This window comes from Listeria monocytogenes ATCC 19117, from assembly GCF_000307025.1.
Lineage (GTDB): Bacteria > Bacillota > Bacilli > Lactobacillales > Listeriaceae > Listeria > Listeria monocytogenes_B.
On the sequence record NC_018584.1, the window covers coordinates 830,744 to 853,297 of the forward strand.

The 22,554-nt window shown below is 37.1% G+C and carries 24 protein-coding genes and 1 riboswitch; of the genes, 14 read left to right on the plus strand and 10 right to left on the minus strand.

Annotated elements, in window-relative coordinates; genetic code table 11:
• Positions 1-85 precede the first annotated feature (85 nt).
• Positions 86-2,266, plus strand: a complete 2,181-nt coding sequence (locus LMOATCC19117_RS04095) for a MucBP domain-containing protein (RefSeq protein ID WP_003734265.1) — start codon at positions 86-88, stop codon at positions 2,264-2,266.
• A 116-nt stretch (positions 2,267-2,382) separates the two neighbouring features.
• Here LMOATCC19117_RS04095 and LMOATCC19117_RS04100 read toward each other — a convergent pair whose 3' ends face one another.
• Both LMOATCC19117_RS04100 and ybaK read right to left on the minus strand, forming a co-directional pair.
• On the minus strand, positions 2,383-3,231 hold the full coding sequence (locus tag LMOATCC19117_RS04100) for a PhzF family phenazine biosynthesis protein (RefSeq protein WP_003726292.1): 849 nt from the start codon (positions 3,229-3,231) through the stop codon (positions 2,383-2,385).
• A 26-nt stretch (positions 3,232-3,257) separates the two neighbouring features.
• Positions 3,258-3,734: a Cys-tRNA(Pro) deacylase gene (gene ybaK / locus LMOATCC19117_RS04105; protein WP_003726293.1), complete on the minus strand. Its 477-nt coding sequence runs from the start codon at positions 3,732-3,734 to the stop codon at positions 3,258-3,260.
• Between the two features lie 123 nt (positions 3,735-3,857).
• Here ybaK and LMOATCC19117_RS04110 point away from each other — a divergent pair, with 123 nt between their 5' ends.
• Both LMOATCC19117_RS04110 and LMOATCC19117_RS04115 read left to right on the plus strand, forming a co-directional pair.
• A complete protein-coding gene (locus LMOATCC19117_RS04110) occupies positions 3,858-4,508 on the plus strand; it encodes a DUF5105 domain-containing protein (RefSeq protein WP_003726294.1) in 651 nt (216 codons plus the stop codon).
• 105 nt (positions 4,509-4,613) lie between these two features.
• Complete coding sequence (locus LMOATCC19117_RS04115; RefSeq protein WP_003734266.1) at positions 4,614-5,504, plus strand: carbon-nitrogen hydrolase family protein; 891 nt, start codon at positions 4,614-4,616, stop codon at positions 5,502-5,504.
• A gap of 34 nt (positions 5,505-5,538) precedes the next feature.
• Here LMOATCC19117_RS04115 and LMOATCC19117_RS04120 read toward each other — a convergent pair whose 3' ends face one another.
• The 4 genes from LMOATCC19117_RS04120 to LMOATCC19117_RS04135 all read right to left on the minus strand — a co-directional run bounded on the left by LMOATCC19117_RS04120 (position 5,539) and on the right by LMOATCC19117_RS04135 (position 8,639).
• Positions 5,539-6,240, minus strand: coding sequence for a DUF554 domain-containing protein (locus LMOATCC19117_RS04120; protein ID WP_003726296.1), 702 nt, complete (start codon positions 6,238-6,240; stop codon positions 5,539-5,541).
• 114 nt (positions 6,241-6,354) lie between these two features.
• Positions 6,355-6,996: an NAD(P)-dependent oxidoreductase gene (locus LMOATCC19117_RS04125; RefSeq protein WP_003726297.1), complete on the minus strand. Its 642-nt coding sequence runs from the start codon at positions 6,994-6,996 to the stop codon at positions 6,355-6,357.
• 83 nt (positions 6,997-7,079) lie between these two features.
• Positions 7,080-8,000, minus strand: a complete 921-nt coding sequence (gene rarD, locus LMOATCC19117_RS04130; protein WP_003734267.1) for an EamA family transporter RarD — start codon at positions 7,998-8,000, stop codon at positions 7,080-7,082.
• A 108-nt stretch (positions 8,001-8,108) separates the two neighbouring features.
• Positions 8,109-8,639 (minus strand): YceI family protein, encoded by a 531-nt coding sequence (locus tag LMOATCC19117_RS04135; protein WP_003727154.1) that lies wholly within the window; start codon positions 8,637-8,639, stop codon positions 8,109-8,111.
• 255 nt (positions 8,640-8,894) lie between these two features.
• Between LMOATCC19117_RS04135 and LMOATCC19117_RS04140 the strand changes: the two genes are divergently transcribed.
• Positions 8,895-9,356, plus strand: a complete 462-nt coding sequence (locus LMOATCC19117_RS04140; protein WP_003724157.1) for a MarR family winged helix-turn-helix transcriptional regulator — start codon at positions 8,895-8,897, stop codon at positions 9,354-9,356.
• A 51-nt stretch (positions 9,357-9,407) separates the two neighbouring features.
• Here the strand turns inward: LMOATCC19117_RS04140 and LMOATCC19117_RS04145 are convergent, their stop codons facing one another.
• Positions 9,408-10,868 (minus strand): amino acid permease, encoded by a 1,461-nt coding sequence (locus tag LMOATCC19117_RS04145; RefSeq protein WP_003727153.1) that lies wholly within the window; start codon positions 10,866-10,868, stop codon positions 9,408-9,410.
• Positions 10,869-10,957: 89 nt separating this feature from the next.
• Positions 10,958-11,155, minus strand: a riboswitch (Lysine riboswitch).
• A 68-nt stretch (positions 11,156-11,223) separates the two neighbouring features.
• Positions 11,224-11,985 carry a blue-light photoreceptor gene (locus LMOATCC19117_RS04150; RefSeq protein ID WP_003726662.1) on the minus strand — a complete coding sequence of 254 codons (762 nt, stop codon included), beginning with the start codon at positions 11,983-11,985 and terminating at the stop codon, positions 11,224-11,226.
• 152 nt (positions 11,986-12,137) lie between these two features.
• On the opposite strand from LMOATCC19117_RS04150, the gene LMOATCC19117_RS04155 reads away from it, so the two are divergent.
• The 3 genes from LMOATCC19117_RS04155 to LMOATCC19117_RS04165 all read left to right on the plus strand — a co-directional run bounded on the left by LMOATCC19117_RS04155 (position 12,138) and on the right by LMOATCC19117_RS04165 (position 15,461).
• On the plus strand, positions 12,138-12,491 hold the full coding sequence (locus LMOATCC19117_RS04155; RefSeq protein ID WP_003726663.1) for an iron-sulfur cluster biosynthesis family protein: 354 nt from the start codon (positions 12,138-12,140) through the stop codon (positions 12,489-12,491).
• Positions 12,492-12,645: 154 nt separating this feature from the next.
• A complete protein-coding gene (locus LMOATCC19117_RS04160; RefSeq protein ID WP_003726664.1) occupies positions 12,646-13,284 on the plus strand; it encodes a GTP pyrophosphokinase in 639 nt (212 codons plus the stop codon).
• Positions 13,285-13,412: 128 nt separating this feature from the next.
• Entirely contained in the window at positions 13,413-15,461 is a 2,049-nt protein-coding gene (locus tag LMOATCC19117_RS04165) for a Na+/H+ antiporter (RefSeq protein WP_014929039.1), read from the plus strand.
• 39 nt (positions 15,462-15,500) lie between these two features.
• On the opposite strand, the gene LMOATCC19117_RS04170 is transcribed toward LMOATCC19117_RS04165, so the two are convergent.
• Positions 15,501-15,974, minus strand: coding sequence for a hypothetical protein (locus LMOATCC19117_RS04170; protein ID WP_003726666.1), 474 nt, complete (start codon positions 15,972-15,974; stop codon positions 15,501-15,503).
• A gap of 27 nt (positions 15,975-16,001) precedes the next feature.
• Positions 16,002-16,460: a hypothetical protein gene (locus LMOATCC19117_RS04175; RefSeq protein ID WP_003727151.1), complete on the minus strand. Its 459-nt coding sequence runs from the start codon at positions 16,458-16,460 to the stop codon at positions 16,002-16,004.
• A gap of 209 nt (positions 16,461-16,669) precedes the next feature.
• Here LMOATCC19117_RS04175 and LMOATCC19117_RS04180 point away from each other — a divergent pair, with 209 nt between their 5' ends.
• From LMOATCC19117_RS04180 to LMOATCC19117_RS04210, 7 genes are all read left to right on the plus strand, one after another.
• The gene (locus LMOATCC19117_RS04180) at positions 16,670-17,212 is read left to right on the plus strand and encodes a helix-turn-helix domain-containing protein (RefSeq protein WP_003727150.1); all 543 of its coding nucleotides are present in this window, start codon (positions 16,670-16,672) and stop codon (positions 17,210-17,212) included.
• 15 nt (positions 17,213-17,227) lie between these two features.
• Positions 17,228-18,322 carry an ABC transporter ATP-binding protein gene (locus LMOATCC19117_RS04185; protein WP_003741802.1) on the plus strand — a complete coding sequence of 365 codons (1,095 nt, stop codon included), beginning with the start codon at positions 17,228-17,230 and terminating at the stop codon, positions 18,320-18,322.
• The gene (locus tag LMOATCC19117_RS04190; RefSeq protein WP_003726404.1) at positions 18,322-19,131 is read left to right on the plus strand and encodes an ABC transporter permease; all 810 of its coding nucleotides are present in this window, start codon (positions 18,322-18,324) and stop codon (positions 19,129-19,131) included. The genes LMOATCC19117_RS04185 and LMOATCC19117_RS04190 overlap by 1 nt, the downstream gene beginning before the upstream one ends.
• A complete protein-coding gene (locus tag LMOATCC19117_RS04195) occupies positions 19,128-19,934 on the plus strand; it encodes an ABC transporter permease (RefSeq protein WP_003721373.1) in 807 nt (268 codons plus the stop codon). The genes LMOATCC19117_RS04190 and LMOATCC19117_RS04195 overlap by 4 nt, the downstream gene beginning before the upstream one ends.
• Complete coding sequence (locus LMOATCC19117_RS04200; RefSeq protein WP_003721374.1) at positions 19,931-21,004, plus strand: ABC transporter substrate-binding protein; 1,074 nt, start codon at positions 19,931-19,933, stop codon at positions 21,002-21,004. The genes LMOATCC19117_RS04195 and LMOATCC19117_RS04200 overlap by 4 nt, the downstream gene beginning before the upstream one ends.
• A 129-nt stretch (positions 21,005-21,133) precedes the next feature.
• Positions 21,134-21,835 (plus strand): carbonic anhydrase, encoded by a 702-nt coding sequence (locus LMOATCC19117_RS04205; RefSeq protein WP_003727149.1) that lies wholly within the window; start codon positions 21,134-21,136, stop codon positions 21,833-21,835.
• A gap of 67 nt (positions 21,836-21,902) precedes the next feature.
• Entirely contained in the window at positions 21,903-22,445 is a 543-nt protein-coding gene (locus LMOATCC19117_RS04210) for an HD domain-containing protein (RefSeq protein WP_003727148.1), read from the plus strand.
• The last annotated feature ends 109 nt before the right edge of the window (positions 22,446-22,554 follow it).

Genomic DNA, 22,554 nt, shown 5'->3' on the forward strand with positions numbered 1-22,554 from the left:
TTAATACATTGGCTTGTTGTTTTGTATATTATAATTATTCTAAATCAAGTTGCTAAAATACAAGATACAAGGAGTGCTATATTTTTTGAAAAAATTTGTTTTAATTTTTATTTGTTTTCTCACGCTAACAACCATTGTCCCTTGGAATACGCTCGAAACGAAGGCGGCATCCACTTCTTGGCTTGAACAAGAATTAGATGGTAATGAAGCCTTTATCACTGAAACAGAAAGAGTCTTGTCAAAAAATCGTGAAGATATTACACTCGCAGATTTAGAAACAATACAAGAATTAGATATTTATGGTGATGCTTCATCAATACCCGACAAAATTTCTGATTATAAGAATCTCAATACTTTACTTGCCCTTAATGGAACGATTTCAGAAATTCCAACTAGTATCACTAAACTAACAAAACTAACAAGAATCAACGTAGACAATAATAATTTTCAAGAATTTCCGATGATTCTATTACAGATGCCTTCTCTAAGTTCTATTGAGATAAATAGAAATAAAATTAAAGAGATTCCTTCAGAAATAACCACATTATCCCCTCATTTAGGATCGCTGGATGTACGCTATAATGAGCTAATTACGCTTCCGGATAATATCTTCACTACTGAGTGGGAAAGTAAGCTCTCATTACTAACTACAGGAAATCAATTAGTTTCTGACATTCCTGCTGATTGGTTAGATAATTTTAATCAAGCAGATAACATGCTCGAATTTTACAACAATCCACCAAATGATTATCATCAAAAACAAGACCAGCTAACGTATAGTGGAGCAAGAATTGAAGTCCCATTAAATACAGATCTAAAAACATTAACTCCTGATAAAACAAAACTGGGCTTAAAAACAGGCAGAACGTTATTTGAACAACATGAATTTATGTATTATGATGACGGGACCTCTAATAACATTCTAACTAACGGTGTTGCTACTGCCACAGGAAATGGCTATATAACAATCAAAAGTACTTTATCAACCAATTCCAACCCTTTTGCAAAAGTACGAGTTCCTATCACAGTAACACCCCCAGTAAAAGGAGGAGATGTTACCGTTCAATATAAAGACACAACTGGAGTAGTGTTAGCAGACTCCATTACTTTATCCGGAAATGTGGGCGAAAATTATACGACAACAGCTAAAACAATTGACGGCTATTCTTTAACAACTACACCAACCAATGCTAATGGAACTTTTTCAACAAACCCACAAACTGTCACATATACTTATAAAAAAGACCCTATAGCGCAACCAGTTACTGTTAATTATATTGATACAGATGGAAAAACAATTGCTCCCACTGAAACATTAAGCGGAAATGTGGGCGAAAATTATACGACAACTGCTAAAACAATTGACGGCTATTCTTTAACAACTACACCTGCCAATGCTAATGGAACTTTTTCAACAAACCCACAAACTGTCACATATACTTACACAAAAGATCCTATAGCGCAACCAGTTACTGTTAATTATATCGATACAGATGGAAAAACAATTGCTCCTTCTGAAACCTTAACCGGAAATATTAGTGAAAACTATACGACAACAGCTAAAACAATTGACGGCTATTCTTTAACAACTACACCTGCCAATGCCAAGGGGACTTTTTCGACAGAACCTCAAATAATTAATTATATCTATGCGAAAAACGCTGAGACAGCCCAACCTATTACCGTTAATTATAGAAACTCTACAGGTCAAAAAATCGCGAAAAGTGAGGTTTTAACTGGTAATATCGGAGAATCTTACTCAACTCAACCGAAAACAATTGCTGGTTACACACTCACAACAATACCTCCAAATGCAAAAGGAACCTTTACAACAAATGCGCAAACAGTAACTTATATGTATACGCCGATTGCTATTTCCGCCTTACCAGTGACAGTGAACTATTTAGATGAAAATGGTAAAGAAATTGCTGACTCTGTAGTTCTAAATGGTCGTGTGGGAGAGGCTTATAATACACTAGCTAAAGAAATAGATGGCTACACGTTGATAAAAACTCCTACAAATGCTAATGGTGTGTTTTCGGCGGAAGCACAATCAATCGATTATATCTACCGTAAAAATAAACCAGTAGTAATAGTAAATCCACCAATCAAAAACCCGATTATTAAAATAGATTCTAGTACCAACGTAATAAAAGAAGAAACGTCTGTCTTACCAAAAACTGGCGATTCCAATCCATACAATGACTTTTTGGCAGGAATTCTACTACTATCTTCAGCGATGTTTCTTTGGAAAAATCATAAATAAAAACCGAAAAGACACCTTTCTTTTCGGCTGAGATTGTAGGCGAAGTATAAAAATACTTTGCCTACAGTTTTTTTATTATAATGAAATGAAGTGAAGTGGAATATATTTACCATGAGTTACTCCATGCTTAAATCCTGCATCTCACAGTAATATCCTTTACCGCCCACATACACTTTCTCTATTTCGTCTTTATTACTTATGACTAGATTAACGAAGATTTCGGAAGGCGAGTGCAAAGAATAGCCCTGTTCAAATACATAATTTTCTTTTCGTAAGTAGTGATTTTTATAAAGATAACAGGCCAAAGCACCATTAGAGGTCCCAGTCGCAGCTTCTTCATTAATGTCGTATAGTGGCGCGAAATTCCGACAAATAATTTGGTCAGCATTAAAAGTATACAGGTGCATTCCGACTACTTCATAATGCTTACTGACTTTTTTAACCTCTTCAAAATTCGGCTCTAGGGCATATAAATCTGCTTCACTTTTAATTGGAATTAATATATCTTTTAAACCAGTTGACACAATTTGAATAGGGTAGTTAGTATTTAGTAAATTTAAGTTAAAACAACCTGTTAATTTATTGGGGGGAATTGTATCATAAAAAGTTGGTTGATTTTGTTCCATGAAGATAGTGCCATCTTTTATCGTAATCGTCAGTACACCGCTATTTGTTTCAATTGTATACTGGCTCTTATGAATTTTATTTAAATGCATCAAAATCGCAAAAGTGCCGATTGTCGCATGACCACATAAATCGACTTCTTCTTTCGGAGTAAAATATTCTAATTTATAATCAGCACAGTTAGATTCAGTTAGGAAAGCAGTTTCCGCATAGCCTAATTGTTTTGCAATGGCCATTTTTTGAGCAGTGGCGAGTGTTGGTTCGTTCAATACGACACCCGCCTTATTTCCACCTTTATTATTCTTACTAAATGCACTTGCAACATAAACAGATAAATTCATAAAAATAAAACTCCCTTGTAAAAACTTTATTCTTCCTTAATCATCGCAAACTCCGCACGTACTACTTTTTTCAAATCAGTAGGGGCTAGTTCGATTTGTAATCCTCTTTTTCCAGCCGAAATCAGTATAGTATCAAGCGATTCAGCGCTGTTATCAATAAACGTTGGAAATAATTTCTTCATTCCAATCGGCGAACATCCACCGCGAATATAGCCAGTCAGCTTCTCTAACGTATCTACCGCAATCAATTCACATTTTTTATTACCGCTAATCTTTGCCAAATGTTTTAAATGCAAAGTCTTATCGGCAGGAATGCACGCTACAATATTTCCTGTTTTGTCACCAGTCAGGACTAATGTTTTAAAAATCTGTGCGGGATTATTCCCTGTTTCTGCCGCAACATGAAGCGCATCAAGGGAATCCTCGCTCCAGGCATACTCACGTAATTCATAGTTTACCTTCTGTTTATCTAAAATCCGACACGCATTTGTCTTTTTATTCAAGTCTTTCACCTCAATTAATTCAGAAATATGTATAATTTATGACACTTTTTGTGAAATAGTTGGCTTTTCCCTTTTCATTCTGTACAATGAAGTGGAATTCAAATAAGAAAGGGAGATTTACTAATGAAAAAAGGGTTATTTAGTATGGTTCTTGTGCTAGCAATGGTACTTGTATTAAGTGCATGTGGCGCATCAAGGGTAGAACCAAAAAAAGCAGGAGAAATCACAGTTAATGCCGTAGTCTACAACAAAGATACGGATAAAGTAAAAGATGTATATGGTGAAGATGGTTCTAAATTCGAAAAAGAATTTGAAACTAGTTTTAAAGAAAGCTTTATCAGTACATTTACAGCAAGCTTTTCTAGTGATGTAAACTTAGACAAACAAGTGGATGAGTTTTATGATGCACTTCGCAAACAAGTAAACGAAAAAACTTCGTATACTACTAAAGTAACAAATGACGACAAAGAAAGTCCAGAAATTCAATTCGCTGTTAAAGGGCTTGATATGAAAGGCGTTCAAACAGAATTAGTTGAAGAATTAACAAAAGCAGCAACAGCTGATCCATCTCTTGCAACAGATGATCAAAAAATGGCTGAAAAAACAATGGAAATCTATACGAAAGCTGTTCAAAATGCAGATGCAGTATCTGAGGCTAAAACAGTTACACTTAAATTAAAAGCAGATCCAGATGACGATTCTTTATGGAAAATGGAAAACGATATGGCATTCATGCAAGAACTAACAACAGCATTCTTTATGGGCGGCATGTAAGCTTTTATATGGCAAAACACCAATAACTTTCGGGTTGTTGGTGTTTTTTTGTTTCCAAGAATAAATGTTATAATAACATGAAGATTTACTAATGGGAGGCGCTATATGACTACTATAAAAATCGCATTAATCCAACAAAAAGCAGTACCAAATAATAAGGAAGCCAATTTGAAATTAGCCATTAAATATATAAAAGAAGCGCATGAAAAAGGGGCAGATTTAGTACTTTTCCCTGAGATGTGGTCAAATGGTTATGCGCCACCTTTTGAAGATGCTTTTAATCATCCACTAGCTACTGATTTTGATAATGAAAGAACCAAGTGGTTAAATGAAGCTATCACAGAAGACAGTGCGTATGTTTTGACACTGAAAGAACTTGCCAAAGAGTTGCAGATTGGCATTTGCGCTACGTATTTGTCTAAAACGGAACAAAAAATACAAAATACTGCTATTATTATTGACCGAAAAGGAGAAATAATTTTAGACTATGCCAAAGTCCATACGTGTGATTTTTCTTTAGAAATATTACTACAAAGTGGCGAGGAATTTAAAGTTTGTGAGTTTGATGGTATTAAGCTGGGGGTCATGATTTGCTATGATCGCGAGTTTCCAGAAAGCGCCAGAGTTCTCATGTTAAAAGGGGCAGAAATTATCCTCGTTCCAAATGCTTGTGATATAAATCCAGCCAGACTTAATCAACTAAATTCTCGTGCTTTTGAAAACATGGTTGGCGTAGCGATGGCAAACTATCCTGGCGAAAAATGGGGCAGATCCACTGCTTTTTCCCCGATTGTTTTTGATGAAAATGGGGATTACCGCGATAATACGATTATTGAAACAGAGGACGTTTCAGAAGGTATTTTTATTGCTGAATTTAATTTAGACGAGATTCGAACTTACCGGGAAAATGAAACGTGGGGAAATGCCTACCGAAAACCGCAAACATATACAGATTTAATAAGTTTAGATGTAGAAGCGCCATTTAAACGAAATTAAAAAAACAGAGATGAGCGATTCTCTGTTTTTTCTTTTAAAAATAATAAAGCCCGGTAACAATCAGCGCAACGACTAAAATCCCCGGAACAAGATTCGCGACCCGAATCTTGGTTAAACCAAGCAAGTTTAGACCAATTGCCAAAATCATAATCCCGCCTGTAGCCGTTAATTCCTTTATAATTAGTGCCATCAGGTCTGCCGGAACGAATTGATTAATCTGGGTTGCGAATAACGCGATAATGCCTTCAAAGAGAAACACTGGAATCGCAGAAAGCATAACGCCCCAACCAAGTGTCGTACTAAGAAGTAGGGCGATAAATCCATCCATCACCGATTTCGTATAAAGTACATCATGATTGCCGCGAATGCCGCTATCAAGCGCACCAATAATCCCCATCGCACCAATCACGAAAATAAGTGTAGCTGTCACAAAGCCTTTTGAAACATTACTTTTTCCCTTGGCACCGACTTTACGTTCAATCCAGTGCCCGAGCTGATTCAGGTGATAATCTATATTAAGCCATTCCCCAATAACGGCTCCAAAACAAATACTTAAAATGACAATAAGCGAGTTGCTCGTTTTAAATGCCATTTGAATGCCAAGGACGATAACGGATAAACCCATCCCTTTCATGACCGTGTCTTTCATACGTTCAGGGATATTATGTAATTTCATGCCAATAACAGAGCCAATCAAAATCCCAAGCCCATTCACTAGCGCACCAAGTAGAACCATTTTCTTCCTCCCTTTTTTTACATATAGCAATAGTATACAGGAAGTTTTCGCCAATTGGGAGTTTTATTTTGTACAAAAAAGTCGAAGGATCAAAGTGATCCTTCGACTTTAAGTCTATTTTCCGGCTACTGTAAAGCGTTCATTTAAGTGATTAGGTCGTTCAATTTCATCTAAAACAGCAATTGCATAGTCTTCCATACTGATAAAACTATTACCATCGCTACCAAATAAGAGATGATCTTTTCCTATTTGATAGTCTCCAGTGCGTTCGCCGGGTTCAAACATGGCAGAAGGGCTAATGTAAGTCCAACTGAATTCTGCTTGATGTGATTTTAAATGCTCTAATTGTTTCGCTTGCGCACGTGCAGTTGGATAGTAAGGCGCTTCCCGTAGGCCCTTGGACTCTAAAAGCGTGTTTCCGTCTTCATCAATTTGCAGACTAGCTGCTCCGCCAACGACAAGTAAGCGCGGAGACACAGTTCCATTTAAAACAGAAATTAAGTGATCAAGGGAAGTGACATGTTTTTCTGCTTCGTCTGGACTGATGCCATAAGCATCAACAACGACATTTTGGTCTGATAAATCTGAAAGAGTTAAATCAAAAATATCTTTTTGTAAAATATTAATATCTTTGTGTGTTTGCGTGATTTTCCCGGCGTTTCTAACAATGGCTGTTACTTCGTGACCACGATTTTTTGCTTCTTCTAAAATTCTCGAACCAGCTCGGCCCGTAGCACCAATGATACCAATTTTCATGAAAAAAGCCCCCTATTCATTTTTATGGAATAGATTCTCGTTTGATAGAAGAATTATTCCCGAAAGAGGGGACTGGGAAACATTTATTTTTTTGCGGCGTTTGCTAATTGTTTAATTTTGGCTGCGGAATAAATGTGAGAAATCGTGAAAATAATCAGTGCTAACCAAATAAACATGAATGCAAACAATTGCATATGATCGAAACTTTCTTTAAATAGTAATACGCCGAGTGCGAGCATTAATGTTGGTCCGATATATTGCAGGAAGCCAACCATTGTATAGCTAATTTTTTTCGCAGCAGTGGCAAACAGAAGGAGTGGTATAGCTGTAACGACACCAGCGCCAACTAAAATAATATTGGTTTGTGCCGCGTACTGCATTAATCCATTGGTCGCGAAAAAGATTACATAAATAAGCGCGAATGGCGTAATAATCATTGTCTCAAGGGTTAAACCAGTCCAAACAGATACGGAAACGACTTTTTTAATTAGCCCGTAAAGCGAGAAAGTAACCGCCATACCGATTGCCGCCCAAGGAACAGATCCAAGATGCCATGTGAGGATTAAAACACCGATAGTAGCAGAAATAACAGCAATAATTTCGCCACGACTCAAGCGTTCTTTTAAGATAACTGTTGCGAGAAGTACGTTTACAAGTGGATTGATGTAATAACCAAGACTTGCTTCGGTCACATGCCCACTATTCACCGTATAAATGAATAAATACCAGTTTGCTGTCACTAAAAAAGCTGCCGCAATAATCGCAATCAGCGTTTTTGGTTTAAGCAATACGTCCTTAGTTTCTTGAAAAACCATCGAAGCTTTTCGCAAACAAACGATCAAAAATAACATAAAAATAAAAGACCATATAATTCTATAGGCCAAAATCTCCATTGGTGGGACATTTGTGACTAGCTTCCAGTAAATCGGAAGGACACCCCAACATACATAAGCGAGAGCGCCAGCGATGATTCCGCCTAGCTGTCCATTTTGTTTATTTTCCATAGCGATGTTAGCCCCCTTTTTTTAAACAATAGAACTATTTTAGCTTAAAAGGGGGAATAAAGCTACAAAAAAAACTACGAATAGGCTAGCTATTCGTAGTTTCCACAATTATTTGCTTGCTTCGATTTGGATGTTTAATTTCACTTCGTCGCCAATAAGTACGCCACCAGTTTCTAACGCAGCATTGTAATTAAGGCCAAAGTCTTTGCGGTTGAATTTACCTTTTGCTTCAAAGCCAGCTACCATGTTGCCAGTATTTGGATCTTTTCCTGTTCCTTCGTAGCTTACTTCTAGTGTAAGAGGTTTGGTTACGTCGCGAATAGTTAAGTCACCAGTCACTTCGTATTCATCATCGCCGTCAGCTGTAATTTTTGTTGCCGAAAAAGTCACGTTTGGATATTTTTCTACATTAAAGAAGTCTTCGCTTTTCAAATGTCCATCACGTTGCGCTTGACGAGTGTCAACAGAAGCGGCTGCAACAGAGAAGTTTAATTTTGCAGAAGTTAAATCTTCTGGATCCATTTCGATATCCGCTGTGAAATCGCTAAATGCACCTTTTACTTTTGATACCATCATGTGTTTTACTTGAAATTCGATTGAACTATGCGCTGGGTCTACGTTCCATTTTTCTACTGTCATTGTTTCATTCCTCCAAATATGTTTTTTTATAAAAGCATTCTCTTTTAATCTAGCCTAAATCCTAAGAAATTAAACCTGAGAAAAAATACTTTTACGCCTTAGAAAAGCAATTGCTTAACTGTTTATAAGTAAACTATATCATACTTACTTTTAATAAGCAACTATAAAAACGTATTATAAATATATTTTTTTCGTAAATATGATTGAGTTTTTCGGTTAAAGTGCGTAGAATAGGTTACAAGAGGAGGTTGGATGATGGTAGGAATTAATACAGATACAGAAAATATTAGTGAACTATTAAAAACTTATTGGTCAATCCAGCGAATTTCAGCGGGATATGCCGATCAAAATGCGGCGAGTTTAGGATTAACGATTCAGCAACTTGCCATGATTAATGTGATTTACAGCACACCTGGTATTTCAGTGGCGGATTTAACGAAACGATTAATTATTACTGGAAGTTCGGCTGCAGCTAATGTTGACGGGTTAATCAGCCTTGGCTTAGTAGTGAAATTAAACAAAACAATTCCAAATGACAGCATGGATTTAACACTCAAGCTTTCGAAAAAAGGAGAAGACTTATCGAAACGCTCCACTGCAAACGCTTTTATGTACAAAGCCATGATGAAAGTATTCGAAAACCTAACCGAAAACGAAATAGAAGAATTAATTCGCCTAAATAAAAAAGTCGAAACCTTACTGAAAAAGAGTAAATAAAAACATCTCCTGTATCATTCAAGTAAAAATGAATGAACAAGAGATGTTTTTTTATTTTTGATCAAATTTGCAGTCTTCCAGTGGAATAACTTTTGTTTTATTTGTAAATTTAAAAGATAGCCAGAAAACAAGGAAAATAGGGAGGCCGATATAAGAAATACCGATTTTTTGCCACCAAGCAGGATTCGTAAATTCTGGTTTCAAAAATGCCGCGTAATCTTGACCGACAATAACTAAAATACATAAAATTAGTGCTAAAATAGGTCCGAATGGGAAAAATTTTGCTTTATATTTTAGTTCACTTAAGTCATGTCCTTGTTTGATAAATGCTTTTCGGAAACGGTAATGACTGATAGCGATGCCGACCCAAGCAATAAATCCGGTTAAACCAGAGGCGGAAAGTAACCACGTATAAATCACTGTGCCGTTTTCTGTTAGCGTTGTAATGAATGTCATTGCACCAACAATCGTCGTAACAATTAAAGCAGCCATCGGAATGCCACGACGGTTTACTTTACCCAAGAATTTAGGCGCTTTTTTATCACGAGCCATTGCCCAAAGCATTCTTGTGGAAGCGTAAAGACCTGAATTACCAGCAGATAAAACAGAAGTCAGGATAACCGCATTCATTACGGAAGCCGCAAATGCAAGACCAGCTTTTTCAAATACGAGTGTAAATGGGCTAATTGCCACATCTGTTGCCTCGGCACTAAGTAAATTCGGGTTAGTATAAGGAATAATCATCCCAATAATGAAAATCGCAAAAATATAAAATAGCAAAATCCGCCAGAATACTTGTTTAATCGCTTTTGGCACGCTGGTTTCTGGAGTAGCACTTTCACCAGCTGCAATACCAACCATTTCAGTCCCTTGGAAAGAAAATCCAGCAATTAAGAAGGTACCTAAGATGGCAAAAAATCCACCTTTAAACGGAGCATCGCCAGCAGTAAAGTTAGAAAAGCCAATAACTTCGCCGCCAAGAATTCCGACAATAGTAAGCACGCCGACGATAAGGAAAATAATAACCGTGGCCACTTTAATAATTGAAAACCAATACTCTGATTCTCCGTATGCTTTTACCGAAAGCGCGTTTAAGCCGAAAATCAAAATTAAGAAAATCGCGCTCCATAGCCAAGCGGGGGTGTTCGGTAGCCAAAATTGAACGATAATTGCAGCAGTGGAAATATCAACCGCAAGTGTAATGGCCCAGTTAAACCAATAATTCCAACCAAGCGCAAAACCGAAAGCTGGGTCAACAAATCGACTAGCATAGGTACTAAATGAACCAGATACAGGCATGTAAGTAGCCATTTCGCCTAAACTTGTCATTAAAAAGTACACCATAATCCCGATTGCTATATAAGCAACTAAAGCGCCACCAGGTCCTGCTGTATGAATCGCATTACCACTTGCTAAAAATAATCCCGTCCCGATTGAACCACCAATGGCAATCATGGACAAATGCCTTGTTTTTAAGTCACGACGAATCTCGCCATGTGTTTCTTTCTTCACTATTAATCTCCCTTTCTATTATCAGAGGAAGTGCGCAAAAACAGCCAATCTGCAAGAAATTGGCTGTTACGTATTTTACCAACATCATTTTGTCAGATAGCACACCTATAAGAAATTTCGACAAATTCTTATAGCAGTCCAGCCCCTTTAGGAAACTGTCCCAACAACTATTTCTAAACAAAGAGAAAATAGTCACTTCGGCGATCAACCTGTTCATTCTTTGTCGTCGGCGTCTTTGTTTCGCCTCGAAAAAATTACTAGTGCATCTCGCAACCTCTACCTCACCATTTGGATGAGGGTTTATATTTGATTATTTACCCATAATAACGGAAAACGGGCTATTTTGCAATATCTTTTAGTAAAATTGTAATGCTTCTTTGATTGTGCTGTATGTAGTTAAGCTGGCTAGGTTTTCTTCGTAGCGAATTAATGTCATGGCGAATTTTGGCGATATTCCGGTGATGATGAGCTCTACACCAGTTAATTTCATAAATCCGTGGAACTTCACAAGATTCATTACCGCATCTTCATTAAATTCAGCTAAACCAGAAAGATCCATAATCAAATAATCTTCCTTGCCATGGTCCATGTATTCACTCACATATTCAGACATATGCTGAAAACGGTCATGTGTTAGCGAGCCTATCAGTGGTAACACACAAATGTTTTCTTTAATCGGAACAATTGGCGTGGAAAGTTTCTCGATTTCTGTTAATGATTTCTCGAGTTCCAGCTGATAGTCGTGCTCTGTCGTCACATCTTTTTGAATGCCAACAAAATAGAGATGATTATGATCATCGTAAATCGGTTCAATCGTAAGTTCATTCATAAAAGAAGTACCATCTTTTCGGTAATTTTTTAGTAAAACATTCGCAGTTGATTTTTCGTTAATGGCATGACGGATTTTTGCAACTTCTTTTTTGTCAGTATCATCTCCTTGTAAAAAGTGACAATTGGAGCCAAGTGCTTCTTCTTTAGCATAGCCGGTAATATTTTCAAAACCAGTGTTAACAAAAATAATTGGATTATCTTTTTGCTCAGGATCTGTAATAATTACTCCTACGCTAGACAAATTTAATGCTTTTAAAATAACATCGAATTGTGGATAAGCGGTCATCTGCGTGTTTCTCCCCCTTTGTAAATACATTTCTATCATACCACGCAAATGAATGAAAACCCAATGTATAATTTGTGAAATTAATCGTATGTGAGCAGTGCGGAGGTAAAGTTGGAAATGTGGGTGTATAATAGAGCTAGAGGTGATAAGTTATGTATATAACATTTACAGATAGCGCTAAAAATCGGCTTGCTGCACTACGGTCGAATTTAGAAGGGCGGCTACATTTGTATTATGATACAGAAGGCTGTTCTTGCGAAAATAGCGGTATTTTCACATTGCGATTAGTAGAAGAGAAAACAGCGGAAGATGACGAAATTGAATCAAACATTGGTCCAGTGCTAATTAAACGATGGACAGAAATGTTTTTAGAAGAAGCGCTAACTATCGATTACAACGACACAGAAAAAACCATGATTCTAAAAAGCGATGGTCAGTATTATAATCGTAATCTACTGCTTGTCACAAATACAGACGAAGTAATTAGTTGCCCGGTAACTTCATAATAATAGAAGAAAAGCCTAGAATAAATTTTTTATTCTAGGCTTTTTTATGAAAATTTCATGAGAAAGTGGTGAAACTTTAGACATATAGTTACACTGACCTCGGTTTTGTAGTAACATGGAATAGGAAGTTTATACATATGGAAGGAGTGTCCTCATGGAACAACCATCAGTAGATGAGCTAAAAAATTGGCGAAATGTTATGCTTCTTCACCGTTTTGCGTTAGAAGAAGTCAACACGAAACTTAAGATATTGAATGAAGAATTTCAATTTATTCATGATTATAATCCAATGGAACATTTGAAGTCACGTGTGAAGTCACTAGAAAGTATCGGAGCAAAATTAGAAAAGAAAAAGGTGGATATCACGCCAGAAAATGCACTAAAATATGTACACGATATTGCGGGCATTCGGATTACTTGTTCTTTTGTTTCAGATATTTTTAGAATTCACGAAATGCTTGCAGGGCAAAGTGATATCACTATCAAACGAGTAAAGGACTATGTAACGAATCCAAAACCTAATGGCTATCGGAGTTTACATTTACTTTGCGAAGTACCTGTATTCCTGACAAATCGTTCCGAGAAAATGACCGTGGAAATCCAAATTCGGACAGTTGCCATGGATTTTTGGGCGAGTTTGGAGCATAAAATTTATTATAAATATCAACAAGAAGCACCAATTGAGTTAGTAAAAGAATTACAAGACGCCGCACGAATTATCACCCATTTAGATGAAAAAATGAAAAACTTAAACGATCAAATTGATCAATATAAAAAAGAAAAAGAAAAATAATCTAATAGGGAGCTTTATTTCTTTGCAAGCGGGATGGATGCATAGAAATAAAGCTGTTTTATATTTGCGAGTTAGGTTATTTTGCTTCATAATAATATAGGAGAAAAAACGAAAGGGGACGATACATATTGGAGATATTTTTATATGTTTTAGCATTACTTGTGGCCATCTTTATTTCTAATTTACTCAACCGGTTTGTTCCCTTTGTTTCGATACCACTAATCCAAATTGGCCTTGGTGTATTAATTGCCATTATGCCGATTACGTTTGATTTGCAATTAAATCCAGAACTTTTTCTAGTGATGTTTATTGCGCCATTGCTATTTAATGACGGAAGACAGACGGACAAAGCAGCTCTTTGGGGTATGCGAATGCCGATTTTAGTATTAGCGCTCGGACTTGTATTTGCAACGGTTGTCGTGATTGGATATTTTGTCCACTGGATGATTCCGACGATTCCACTAGCAGCAGCTTTTGCCTTAGCAGCGGCTCTTGCGCCAACGGATGCTGTAGCAGTTAGTTCTCTTTCTGGGCGGATTAATTTACCGAAACGAATTATGAATTTGCTCGAAGGTGAGGCATTAATCAACGACGCGTCAGGACTCGTGGCATTCCAGTTCGCGATTGCAGCGATGGTGACCGGCGTTTTCAGTTTTATGGATGCAAGTATTAGCTTTTTTGTCATTGCGATTGGTGGTATTTTAGTTGGGCTCATTTTGAGTTGGTTAAAATTCCGATTGTTAAAATGGGTTCGCGGCCTTGGCATGGAAGATGTTACGTTTCATATGCTTATCCAAATTTTAACACCATTTATTATTTACTTAGCGGCAGAAGAAATCCATGTTTCTGGGATTTTGGCAGTTGTTGCAGCCGGAATTATGCACTCGATGGAACAAAAGAAAATGGATCCTCAGTCGGTGAAATTAAATGTCGTTTCGCAAAGTACTTGGTCGGTGATCATTTTTGTTTTAAATGGTTTAGTATTTTTACTTTTAGGCACACAACTTCCTGCGATTACAGAAGTAGTTTGGAATGATTCAGGAAGTAGTAATTTACAAGTGATGGCTTACATTTTGTCTATCACAGCTGCCTTAATTTTACTGCGCTTTTTATGGGTATACATATCGTGGAGCATCGGCGCAAAACAAAGACAGAAACAAAATAAAAAAACACAGCTACCTAAGTTTAGACCCGTTGTACTTACATCGCTTTCTGGTGTTCGCGGGGCAGTTACACTTGCCAGTGCGCTCGCAATCCCGTTTTTCTTAGATGACGGATCACTATTTCCGCAGCGCTCGCTAATTATTTTTATCGCATCAGGTGTTATTCTTTGTACATTAGTGATTGCGACATTTATTTTACCGTTACTTGCCAAAAGTGAAGAAGTGACAACGGAAGATGAACGAGCTGAAACTGCAACCCGGATTCGAATCCTGAGAAACGTAATCAGGGAATTAAAAGAACAGATGCTACCTGAAACGAAAGCGGCAACGGATGAAGTAATTGAAGATTATCGCAGACGAATTTACGATTTACAGCAAAATAATAGTTCGAATCGAGGCATGGATGAAAGAGAACGTGCCAAACGATTAGAGATCATCCAGTGGGAACGTGAAAACACCCAAAAAATGACCGATGAAGGACGCATTGTTGCTACAGATAGCTATCGTTATCAACACTATCTTAATATGATGGAACAAGCGATCAAACAGCGCTTCCGGACAAAAATAAAAACAGCGTGGATGTTCCTTTATCGTCTAATAATGCTTGTCATTCACCCGAAAAAATGGGGTAGAATCACGCATAAAGTGAAAAAAGGTATTTCTAAAGACAGCGAACGATTCCAAGCAATTCGCCAATTACGCGAAGAAAATGAAGTACTCATTATTTCTAAACTCAAAGAACAACTAACGAAAGAGAATGTTGATATCATTGGCCCATTAATTACCGAACATACTATTTTCCTAGAACGCGTAAGAAAAGAGCACAGTCCAAGAGGTAAGCGAGCAAAATTCGAACAGAAAAAACGCGAAGTCCAAGTGCTGGCTTTCCAATTAGAACGTGATATTATTCAGAATATGTTTGAAAAAGGCGGGATCTCGAGAGACTTAGCCCGAGACTTACGCCAAAATTTAAATATGATTGAAACATATTTATATGATGATTTTTTAGAATGACAAAAAGCCCTAAGAACAGTGTCTTGTTCTTAGGGCTTTCTATTTAGCTTGTATTTTTTTTAATTGTTCGGCGAGATTTACTATTTCTAAATGGAAGTTCTTTCTGCCATTTCTGTGAACGATAGCTGCATTACGAATCTTAATTTTTGTTTCTTTACCTGTCTCTAAATCAAGAATATTGATTGTGTAAAAGGGAAGAAAAGAAGTGGTCCGCCCGTGCAATCTGGTGTCACACTCCAGCATATATTGATTGAAAAGATACTTTTTATCCGAAAACCCTTTTTTATAAAAGAGCGCATGACTATTAACGGAAACAGTACCATTAACATAAGTAGTCAGTACGTAAATAGTATACGCGCTAAAAAAGGTATATATACCAAAAAATTGCCAAATACGGAGTGACTCAAAGGTAATAAAAAAATACAGTCCAAGGCTAAGTATTGCAAAACAAACAATAAACATAAAAAATGTTTTGATATTCATATTATATTTAAAGAAAGGGTAGCTTTTCATTTTTGTGCACCACCTAAGATGTTTTAGTTAAGCTTGATATTGATTGATTTCATTACGCAGTTCTTCCATTAGTTCTTGCATATGCTTATTTGCGTTCTTGTATCTACGCTCTGCATTGTATACTCGAATTAGTTTTTCTGCGCGTGTATCTTTATTTATGATAACAATTCGATAGTAAGGCATCCCTCTGGAGCCTCCATTAAAGCGAATTAATTTAGCATCGCATTCGATAAGATATTCGCTATAAGGATATGCTTTTTCTTTATAGTAAAAAGCTTCTTCACTAACAGAAAAGTTACTTGGAAAAAGCCTCTTGAAAAATACTGAGAACATGAGGGCTATGACAAAAAGAATAACAAAATATTCCCATGGTACCGGAAGTGTCATTCCAATTATTATAAAAGTAATAAAGGTAAAGCTAATCATAATTATAAGAAGCACGGTACCTATATTGATATTGAGTTCTGAAAAGCGATATTTTTTCATGAATATCTGCCACCTAAGCTGTTTTATTAAAGAAATTTTAGCACTAAAAATAAACGTTGTCTATCTTAGAGAAATTCAAAAAAACTATTGTTCATGTGGAAGCTTTGTTGTATAATGTAGCTTGCTGTAAGTAAACTTTGTGTTTAATATTAGTAAACTTCTGTGACTTGAGGTTTACTATCACTAAACTTGAAAGAAAGGACATTGACATGGAAATTGGCAAACGCATAAAAAATCTTAGGCTCAGTAAGAATTTGACACAAGAAGAATTAGGCGAACGAACGGATTTGACGAAGGGATATATTTCTCAGCTAGAACGAGATTTGAGTTCTCCTTCTATCGAAACGTTATTTGCTATTTTGGAAGTGTTAGGTTCTACTCCGAAAGATTTCTTTGATGAAGAAGAACACAATCAAAAAGTAATTTACGGAGAACTAGAGCATACTTTCTTTGAAGATGAAGAAAAAGGTTACAGAATTAAGTGGCTTGTTCCAGAATCGAATGAAAAAGAAATGGAACCAGTGCTACTTGAAATAGAGGCAAATAGCTGTTTTAAAAGCTTCGAACCATCACTTTCAGAAACTTTTGCCTACGTGCTAAAAGGGGAAGTGACCGTGCTGCTTGGTCGAAATGAGTATGTAGCCAAAAAAGGGGAAGCAATTTATTTCCACGCCGCAGATGAACATCAAATAATTAATCGATCGAATGAACAAGCGACACTCATCTTAGTAGCGACAGAGTCATATTTATAAGGGAGGTAAATGATTGTGACAGAAACAATTATTCGTTTTGAAAACGTAACAAAACAATTTGATAATGATCCACCAGTGCTTGACAATGTCAGCTTTGAAATAGAAAAAGGGAAGTTTTATACTTTACTTGGCCCATCTGGTTGCGGGAAAACGACCATTTTGCGCTTAATAGCTGGATTTTTAGAAGCTTCAGAGGGACAAATTTATCTAGGGGATAAAGTAATTAACCAAATTCCTGCCAATAAACGTCCTGTAAATACCGTTTTCCAAGATTATGCGTTATTTCCACATTTAAATGTGTATGAAAATGTGGCTTTTGGTCTGCGTATTAAAAAGCTAAAAAAAGATGCAATCGACGAAAAAGTAAAAGAAGCACTGCGCTTTGTTAACTTAAAAGGCTACGAAAAAAGAGAAATTAGCGAAATGTCTGGTGGACAAAGACAACGTGTCGCGATTGCACGGGCAATCGTCAATGAACCAGAAGTTATTTTACTTGATGAGCCACTATCAGCGCTTGATTTAAAACTACGTACGGAAATGCAATATGAATTGCGCGATTTGCAAAAGCGTCTTGGGATTACGTTTATTTTTGTGACACATGATCAAGAAGAAGCACTTGCGATGAGTGATGAAATTTTTGTGTTAAATAAAGGTGAAATTCAACAAAGTGGTACGCCAATTGATATTTACGACGAGCCAATTAATAAATTTGTCGCAGATTTTATCGGCGAATCGAACATTGTTAATGGCAAAATGATACAAGATTTCGAAGTGGAATTTGTGGAAAGACGTTTTGAATGTGTCGACCAAGGTTTCCGCCCAAATGAAGTCGTGGAAGTAGTTATCCGTCCGGAAGATTTAGAGATTACTTCGGCTGAAAAAGGTCAACTGCAAGTAACCGTAGACTGGATGCTTTTCCGTGGTGTGCATTATGAAGTAGGTTGTATCGACACTGATGGAAATGAATGGCTTGTTCACACAACGAGAAAAGTTCGTGTGGGTGATAAGATTGGCTTAGCGTTTGAACCAGAGGCAATTCATGTTATGCGTCTCGGGGAAACGGAGGAAGAATTCGATAAGCGGCTTGATAGCTACGATGAGGTGCAGTGATGAATAGACGCACCCGTACAGTTTACCTTGTTCCTTATGTACTTTGGATTTTACTTTTTGTAGTCGCGCCGATTTTATTAATTGTTTATTATTCTTTTTTTGATGTAGATGGCAATTTTACGGTAGATAATTATATTCACTTTTTTACGCCTGTATATTTAAAAATGACGGCTAGTTCGTTCTGGTACGCATTTTTAATTACTGTTTTTACGTTGTTGATTTCGTATCCAACGGCTTACTTATTAACGAAACTAAAACATAAACAATTGTGGTTGCTACTTATTATTTTACCAACTTGGATTAATTTGCTGCTTAAAGCGTATGCCTTTATTGGGATTTTTGGGACATACGGGGCGGCGAATCAATTTTTGGAAATAATTGGAATTGGTTCGAAACAGATTTTATTTACGGATTTTAGTTTCTTATTTGTATCGACCTATATTTTTATTCCGTTTATGATATTACCGATTTTTAATGCAATTGAGGAAATTAATCCGACGTTGATTCAAGCGTCGCGCGATTTAGGCGCATCTAGTTTGACAACATTTAGACGGGTGATTTTCCCGCTCACTGCTGATGGCGTGAAATCAGGGTGTCAGGCTGTTTTTATTCCAGCACTATCACTCTTTATGATTACACGATTAATTGCAGGAAACCGCGTCATTACGCTCGGAACAGCGATTGAAGAGCATTTCCTAGTAACGCAAGACTGGGGAATGGGTTCGACAATTGGCGTATTTTTAATTATTGCGATGATTTTAATTATGTTCCTAACAGGCTCGAAAAAGAAAAGAGGTGCGCGTAAATGAAGAAAAGTAAATGGGGTACGATTTATTTAGTGCTTGTTTTTGTGATTTTATATGCGCCGATTTTCTATTTGATTTTTTATTCGTTTAATAAAGGCGGCACGATGCATAATTTTAGTGGCTTTACGCTTGGTTATTATAAAGAAGTTTTCCAAGATACGCGCCTACTAATTATTGTTTTAAATACGTTTGTAATTGCGCTGCTTTCTTCGGTGATTGCGACAATTATCGGCGTTTGCGGGGCGCTAGCGATTAAATTTATGCCAAAACCATTCGCGAAAAACTCGCTTTTAAGTTTGAATAATGTGTTGATTGTTAGCCCGGACGTTATTATCGGTGCTAGTTTCTTGATTTTCTTCACGATTTTAGGCGTAAAATTAGGGTTTATTTCCGTCCTAGTGTCGCATATTGCCTTTAGTATTCCGATTGTCGTATTGATGATTTTGCCGAAATTGCAAGAAATGAGCCCGACGTTAATGGATGCGGCGCGCGACTTAGGTGCAAGCCAGTGGCAAGTTCTTTCTAAGGTTATTTTGCCGTATATTATGCCAGGCGTTTTAGCTGGATTTTTCATGGCATTAACGTACTCGCTAGATGATTTTGCGGTGACGTTCTTTGTAACTGGAAATGGCTTCTCGACATTGGCAGTGGAAATTTATTCCCGAGCTAGACAAGGGATTTCGCTTTCTATCAATGCTTTGTCGACACTGATTTTCTTATTCACGATTATTCTCGTGATCGGTTATTACTTTATCAACCAACGTAATACAAGTAAAAATATTCGGACGGGGGCGACGAAAGAATGAAGCAACTGCTGAAAATTTTTGTGCCAGTCATTGTTGTCGCACTCCTAATGATGCTACTTGCAACAACGATGAACCGCTCTGAGGGCTATGCTGGGAGCAATACGCTGACTATTTATAACTGGGGCGATTACATTGATCCATCGCTCATTACTAAATTTGAAAAAGAAACAGGCATCAAGGTCATTTACCAAACATTTGATTCTAATGAAGCGATGATGACGAAAATTGAGCAAGGTGGAACGACCTTTGATATTGCGGTGCCAAGTGATTACGCGATTAGCAAAATGAAAGAAGAAAATTTGTTGATCCCACTTGATCATTCCAAATTACCAAATGAAAAATACCTTGATCCGCGTTTTATGGATTTATCGTTTGATGATGATAATAAATATTCGATGCCTTATTTCTGGGGAACGCTTGGCATTATTTATAATAAAGAAATGTTCCCGGATAAAAATTTCGATACGTGGAATGCGCTATTTGATCCCGAATTGAAAAACCAAATTTTGCTGATTGATGGGGCGCGTGAAGTGATGGGGCTTGGGCTGAATAGTCTCGGTTACTCACTGAACGATACGAATAAAGCTCACCTACAAGCTGCCAGAGACAAGCTAGAAACGATGACACCGAATGTAAAAGCAATTGTTGGCGATGAGATTAAACTTCTCATGGCGGACAATGAGGCGGGTGTCGCGGTTACTTTCTCCGGAGAAGCGGCGGAAATGTTAAGTGAAAATGAAGATTTAGAATACGTAATTCCAAAAGACGGCTCCAATTTATGGTTCGACAACATGGTCATCCCAAAAACGGCGAAAAATGTCGATGGCGCGCATAAATTTATTAACTTCATGCTAAAACCAGAGAATGCGGCAATTAACGCTGAATATGTTGGCTATGCAACACCAAATGCAAAAGCTGTCGAATTGTTACCAAAAGAAATTTCGAGTGATGAACGTTTTTATCCGGATATGGATGAACTGAATAATTTAGAAGTATATGATAACCTCGGTAAACGAATGCTGTCGTATTATAATGAATTATTTTTGGAGTTTAAGATGTACCGGAAATAAAGCCACCAGTATCTTCACGTGAGTTCACACCAAAGTCAAAACACGAACATTAAGCATATAACTTGTGGAATAGATCAGCTATCCGCTAAAATAATGTTACGCAATTTTTTTCGAAAAGGAGAAATGGTTATGACTAAGGAGAAAGTGTTATGGGGTTACGATGAAAAGACTGGGCCAGAAATGTGGGGGCATATCTGCTCTGACTTTGAAATCGCACATACTGGAAAGGCACAATCGCCAGTAGATATTGAACAAGCTGACGTTGTGAAATTAAAACCATCAACAATGAAATTTTACTATAAAGAAACAGACTATACGATTAGAAGAATTGAACAATCGGTGCATGTTTTTCCGCATGACAAAGAACAAGGGTTACGCTTTAACGGCGAGTATTATCCGCTTGTATCGTTCCATGCACATATTCCGGCGGAGCATTTGCTTGACGGTTATGTATATCCGATTGAATGGCATTTTGTTCATGAAAAACCAGACGGCACAACGCTTGTAATGAGTGCTTGGATGGAAATTGATAATACAAATAATGTCGAATTCAAAGATTTACCAACCTATTTCCCAGAAGTGTTCGCTGATTTTGAAACAGAACGGGAAATTACTTTAGACGTGAATGAATTTATGCCAGAAGAACGTGTTTTCTATACGTACCAAGGTTCACGGACAACACCACCAACCGTGGAAGGCGTAACTTGGATCGTGTTAAAAAATGCGAAGACACTTGGCCAAGAAGATTTCACTGAATTTGAAAAAGCAATTGGTAATACAAGTCGACCAGTGCAAGATTTAAATGGTCGTGAAATTACTTTTTATAATTAAAAAACTAGAAAGCCTCGCTCGAATCTTGTATAGTATAGACATAGATTCTGAGTGGAGGCTTCTTTTTATGTATGAAAAAGCGAGACAGATGATGATCAAAGCGCATAGTGGCCAAGTTCGCAAAATTACTGGCGAGCCTTATTTTTCGCATCCGTTGAACGTAGCGAGAATTTTGCGCCGCGCTGGTTTTCGCGAAGAAGTTGTTGTTGCGGGATTACTGCACGATGCCGTTGAGGATACGGAAATGACCGATGCCGATATTCGCGCAACATTTGGTGATGAAGTAGCTGATTTAGTAGCGTCTCATACAGAAAATAAAACGTTATCTTGGGAAGAACGAAAAGCCCATACGATTGAACAAGTCCGCACTGGCAGCCTAGAAGAAAAAGCATTAATCGTGGCGGATAAGCTAGACAATTTAACTTCCGTCAAATATGCCTTAAGCTCAGAAGGAAAGTCTGTCTGGAGCTATTTTAAGCGCGGCTATGATCTGCAAAAATGGTACAACCAAGGCATCAAAAATAATATGGAATACGGATTAAATCCATCTGAAATCCCTCCATTTTTTGGTGAATATGCGCGACTTGTGAAGTGGATTTTTAAGAAGTAAATTTTGTATTTAAATATCTGTTAAATTAGGTATTTAGAATTAAAATTATAAGTTTTTAGAAAATAAGTTTCTTTTTCCAGAAATCTATTGTAAAATGAAAGCGTTATAA

Excerpts from the sequence above, each read along its gene's own strand:
- LMOATCC19117_RS04100 (WP_003726292.1), bottom strand. The coding sequence starts at position 3,231 with ATGAATTTATCTGTTTATGTTGCAAGTGCATTTAGTAAGAATAATAAA.
- LMOATCC19117_RS04110 (WP_003726294.1), top strand. The coding sequence starts at position 3,858 with ATGAAAAAAGGGTTATTTAGTATGGTTCTTGTGCTAGCAATGGTACTT.
- LMOATCC19117_RS04115 (WP_003734266.1), top strand. The coding sequence starts at position 4,614 with ATGACTACTATAAAAATCGCATTAATCCAACAAAAAGCAGTACCAAAT.
- LMOATCC19117_RS04120 (WP_003726296.1), bottom strand. The coding sequence starts at position 6,240 with ATGGTTCTACTTGGTGCGCTAGTGAATGGGCTTGGGATTTTGATTGGC.
- LMOATCC19117_RS04125 (WP_003726297.1), bottom strand. The coding sequence starts at position 6,996 with ATGAAAATTGGTATCATTGGTGCTACGGGCCGAGCTGGTTCGAGAATT.
- rarD (WP_003734267.1), bottom strand. The coding sequence starts at position 8,000 with ATGGAAAATAAACAAAATGGACAGCTAGGCGGAATCATCGCTGGCGCT.
- LMOATCC19117_RS04135 (WP_003727154.1), bottom strand. The coding sequence starts at position 8,639 with ATGACAGTAGAAAAATGGAACGTAGACCCAGCGCATAGTTCAATCGAA.
- LMOATCC19117_RS04140 (WP_003724157.1), top strand. The coding sequence starts at position 8,895 with ATGGTAGGAATTAATACAGATACAGAAAATATTAGTGAACTATTAAAA.
- LMOATCC19117_RS04150 (WP_003726662.1), bottom strand. The coding sequence starts at position 11,985 with ATGACCGCTTATCCACAATTCGATGTTATTTTAAAAGCATTAAATTTG.
- LMOATCC19117_RS04155 (WP_003726663.1), top strand. The coding sequence starts at position 12,138 with ATGTATATAACATTTACAGATAGCGCTAAAAATCGGCTTGCTGCACTA.
- LMOATCC19117_RS04160 (WP_003726664.1), top strand. The coding sequence starts at position 12,646 with ATGGAACAACCATCAGTAGATGAGCTAAAAAATTGGCGAAATGTTATG.
- LMOATCC19117_RS04170 (WP_003726666.1), bottom strand. The coding sequence starts at position 15,974 with ATGAAAAGCTACCCTTTCTTTAAATATAATATGAATATCAAAACATTT.
- LMOATCC19117_RS04175 (WP_003727151.1), bottom strand. The coding sequence starts at position 16,460 with ATGAAAAAATATCGCTTTTCAGAACTCAATATCAATATAGGTACCGTG.
- LMOATCC19117_RS04180 (WP_003727150.1), top strand. The coding sequence starts at position 16,670 with ATGGAAATTGGCAAACGCATAAAAAATCTTAGGCTCAGTAAGAATTTG.
- LMOATCC19117_RS04190 (WP_003726404.1), top strand. The coding sequence starts at position 18,322 with ATGAATAGACGCACCCGTACAGTTTACCTTGTTCCTTATGTACTTTGG.
- LMOATCC19117_RS04195 (WP_003721373.1), top strand. The coding sequence starts at position 19,128 with ATGAAGAAAAGTAAATGGGGTACGATTTATTTAGTGCTTGTTTTTGTG.
- LMOATCC19117_RS04200 (WP_003721374.1), top strand. The coding sequence starts at position 19,931 with ATGAAGCAACTGCTGAAAATTTTTGTGCCAGTCATTGTTGTCGCACTC.
- LMOATCC19117_RS04205 (WP_003727149.1), top strand. The coding sequence starts at position 21,134 with ATGACTAAGGAGAAAGTGTTATGGGGTTACGATGAAAAGACTGGGCCA.
- LMOATCC19117_RS04210 (WP_003727148.1), top strand. The coding sequence starts at position 21,903 with ATGTATGAAAAAGCGAGACAGATGATGATCAAAGCGCATAGTGGCCAA.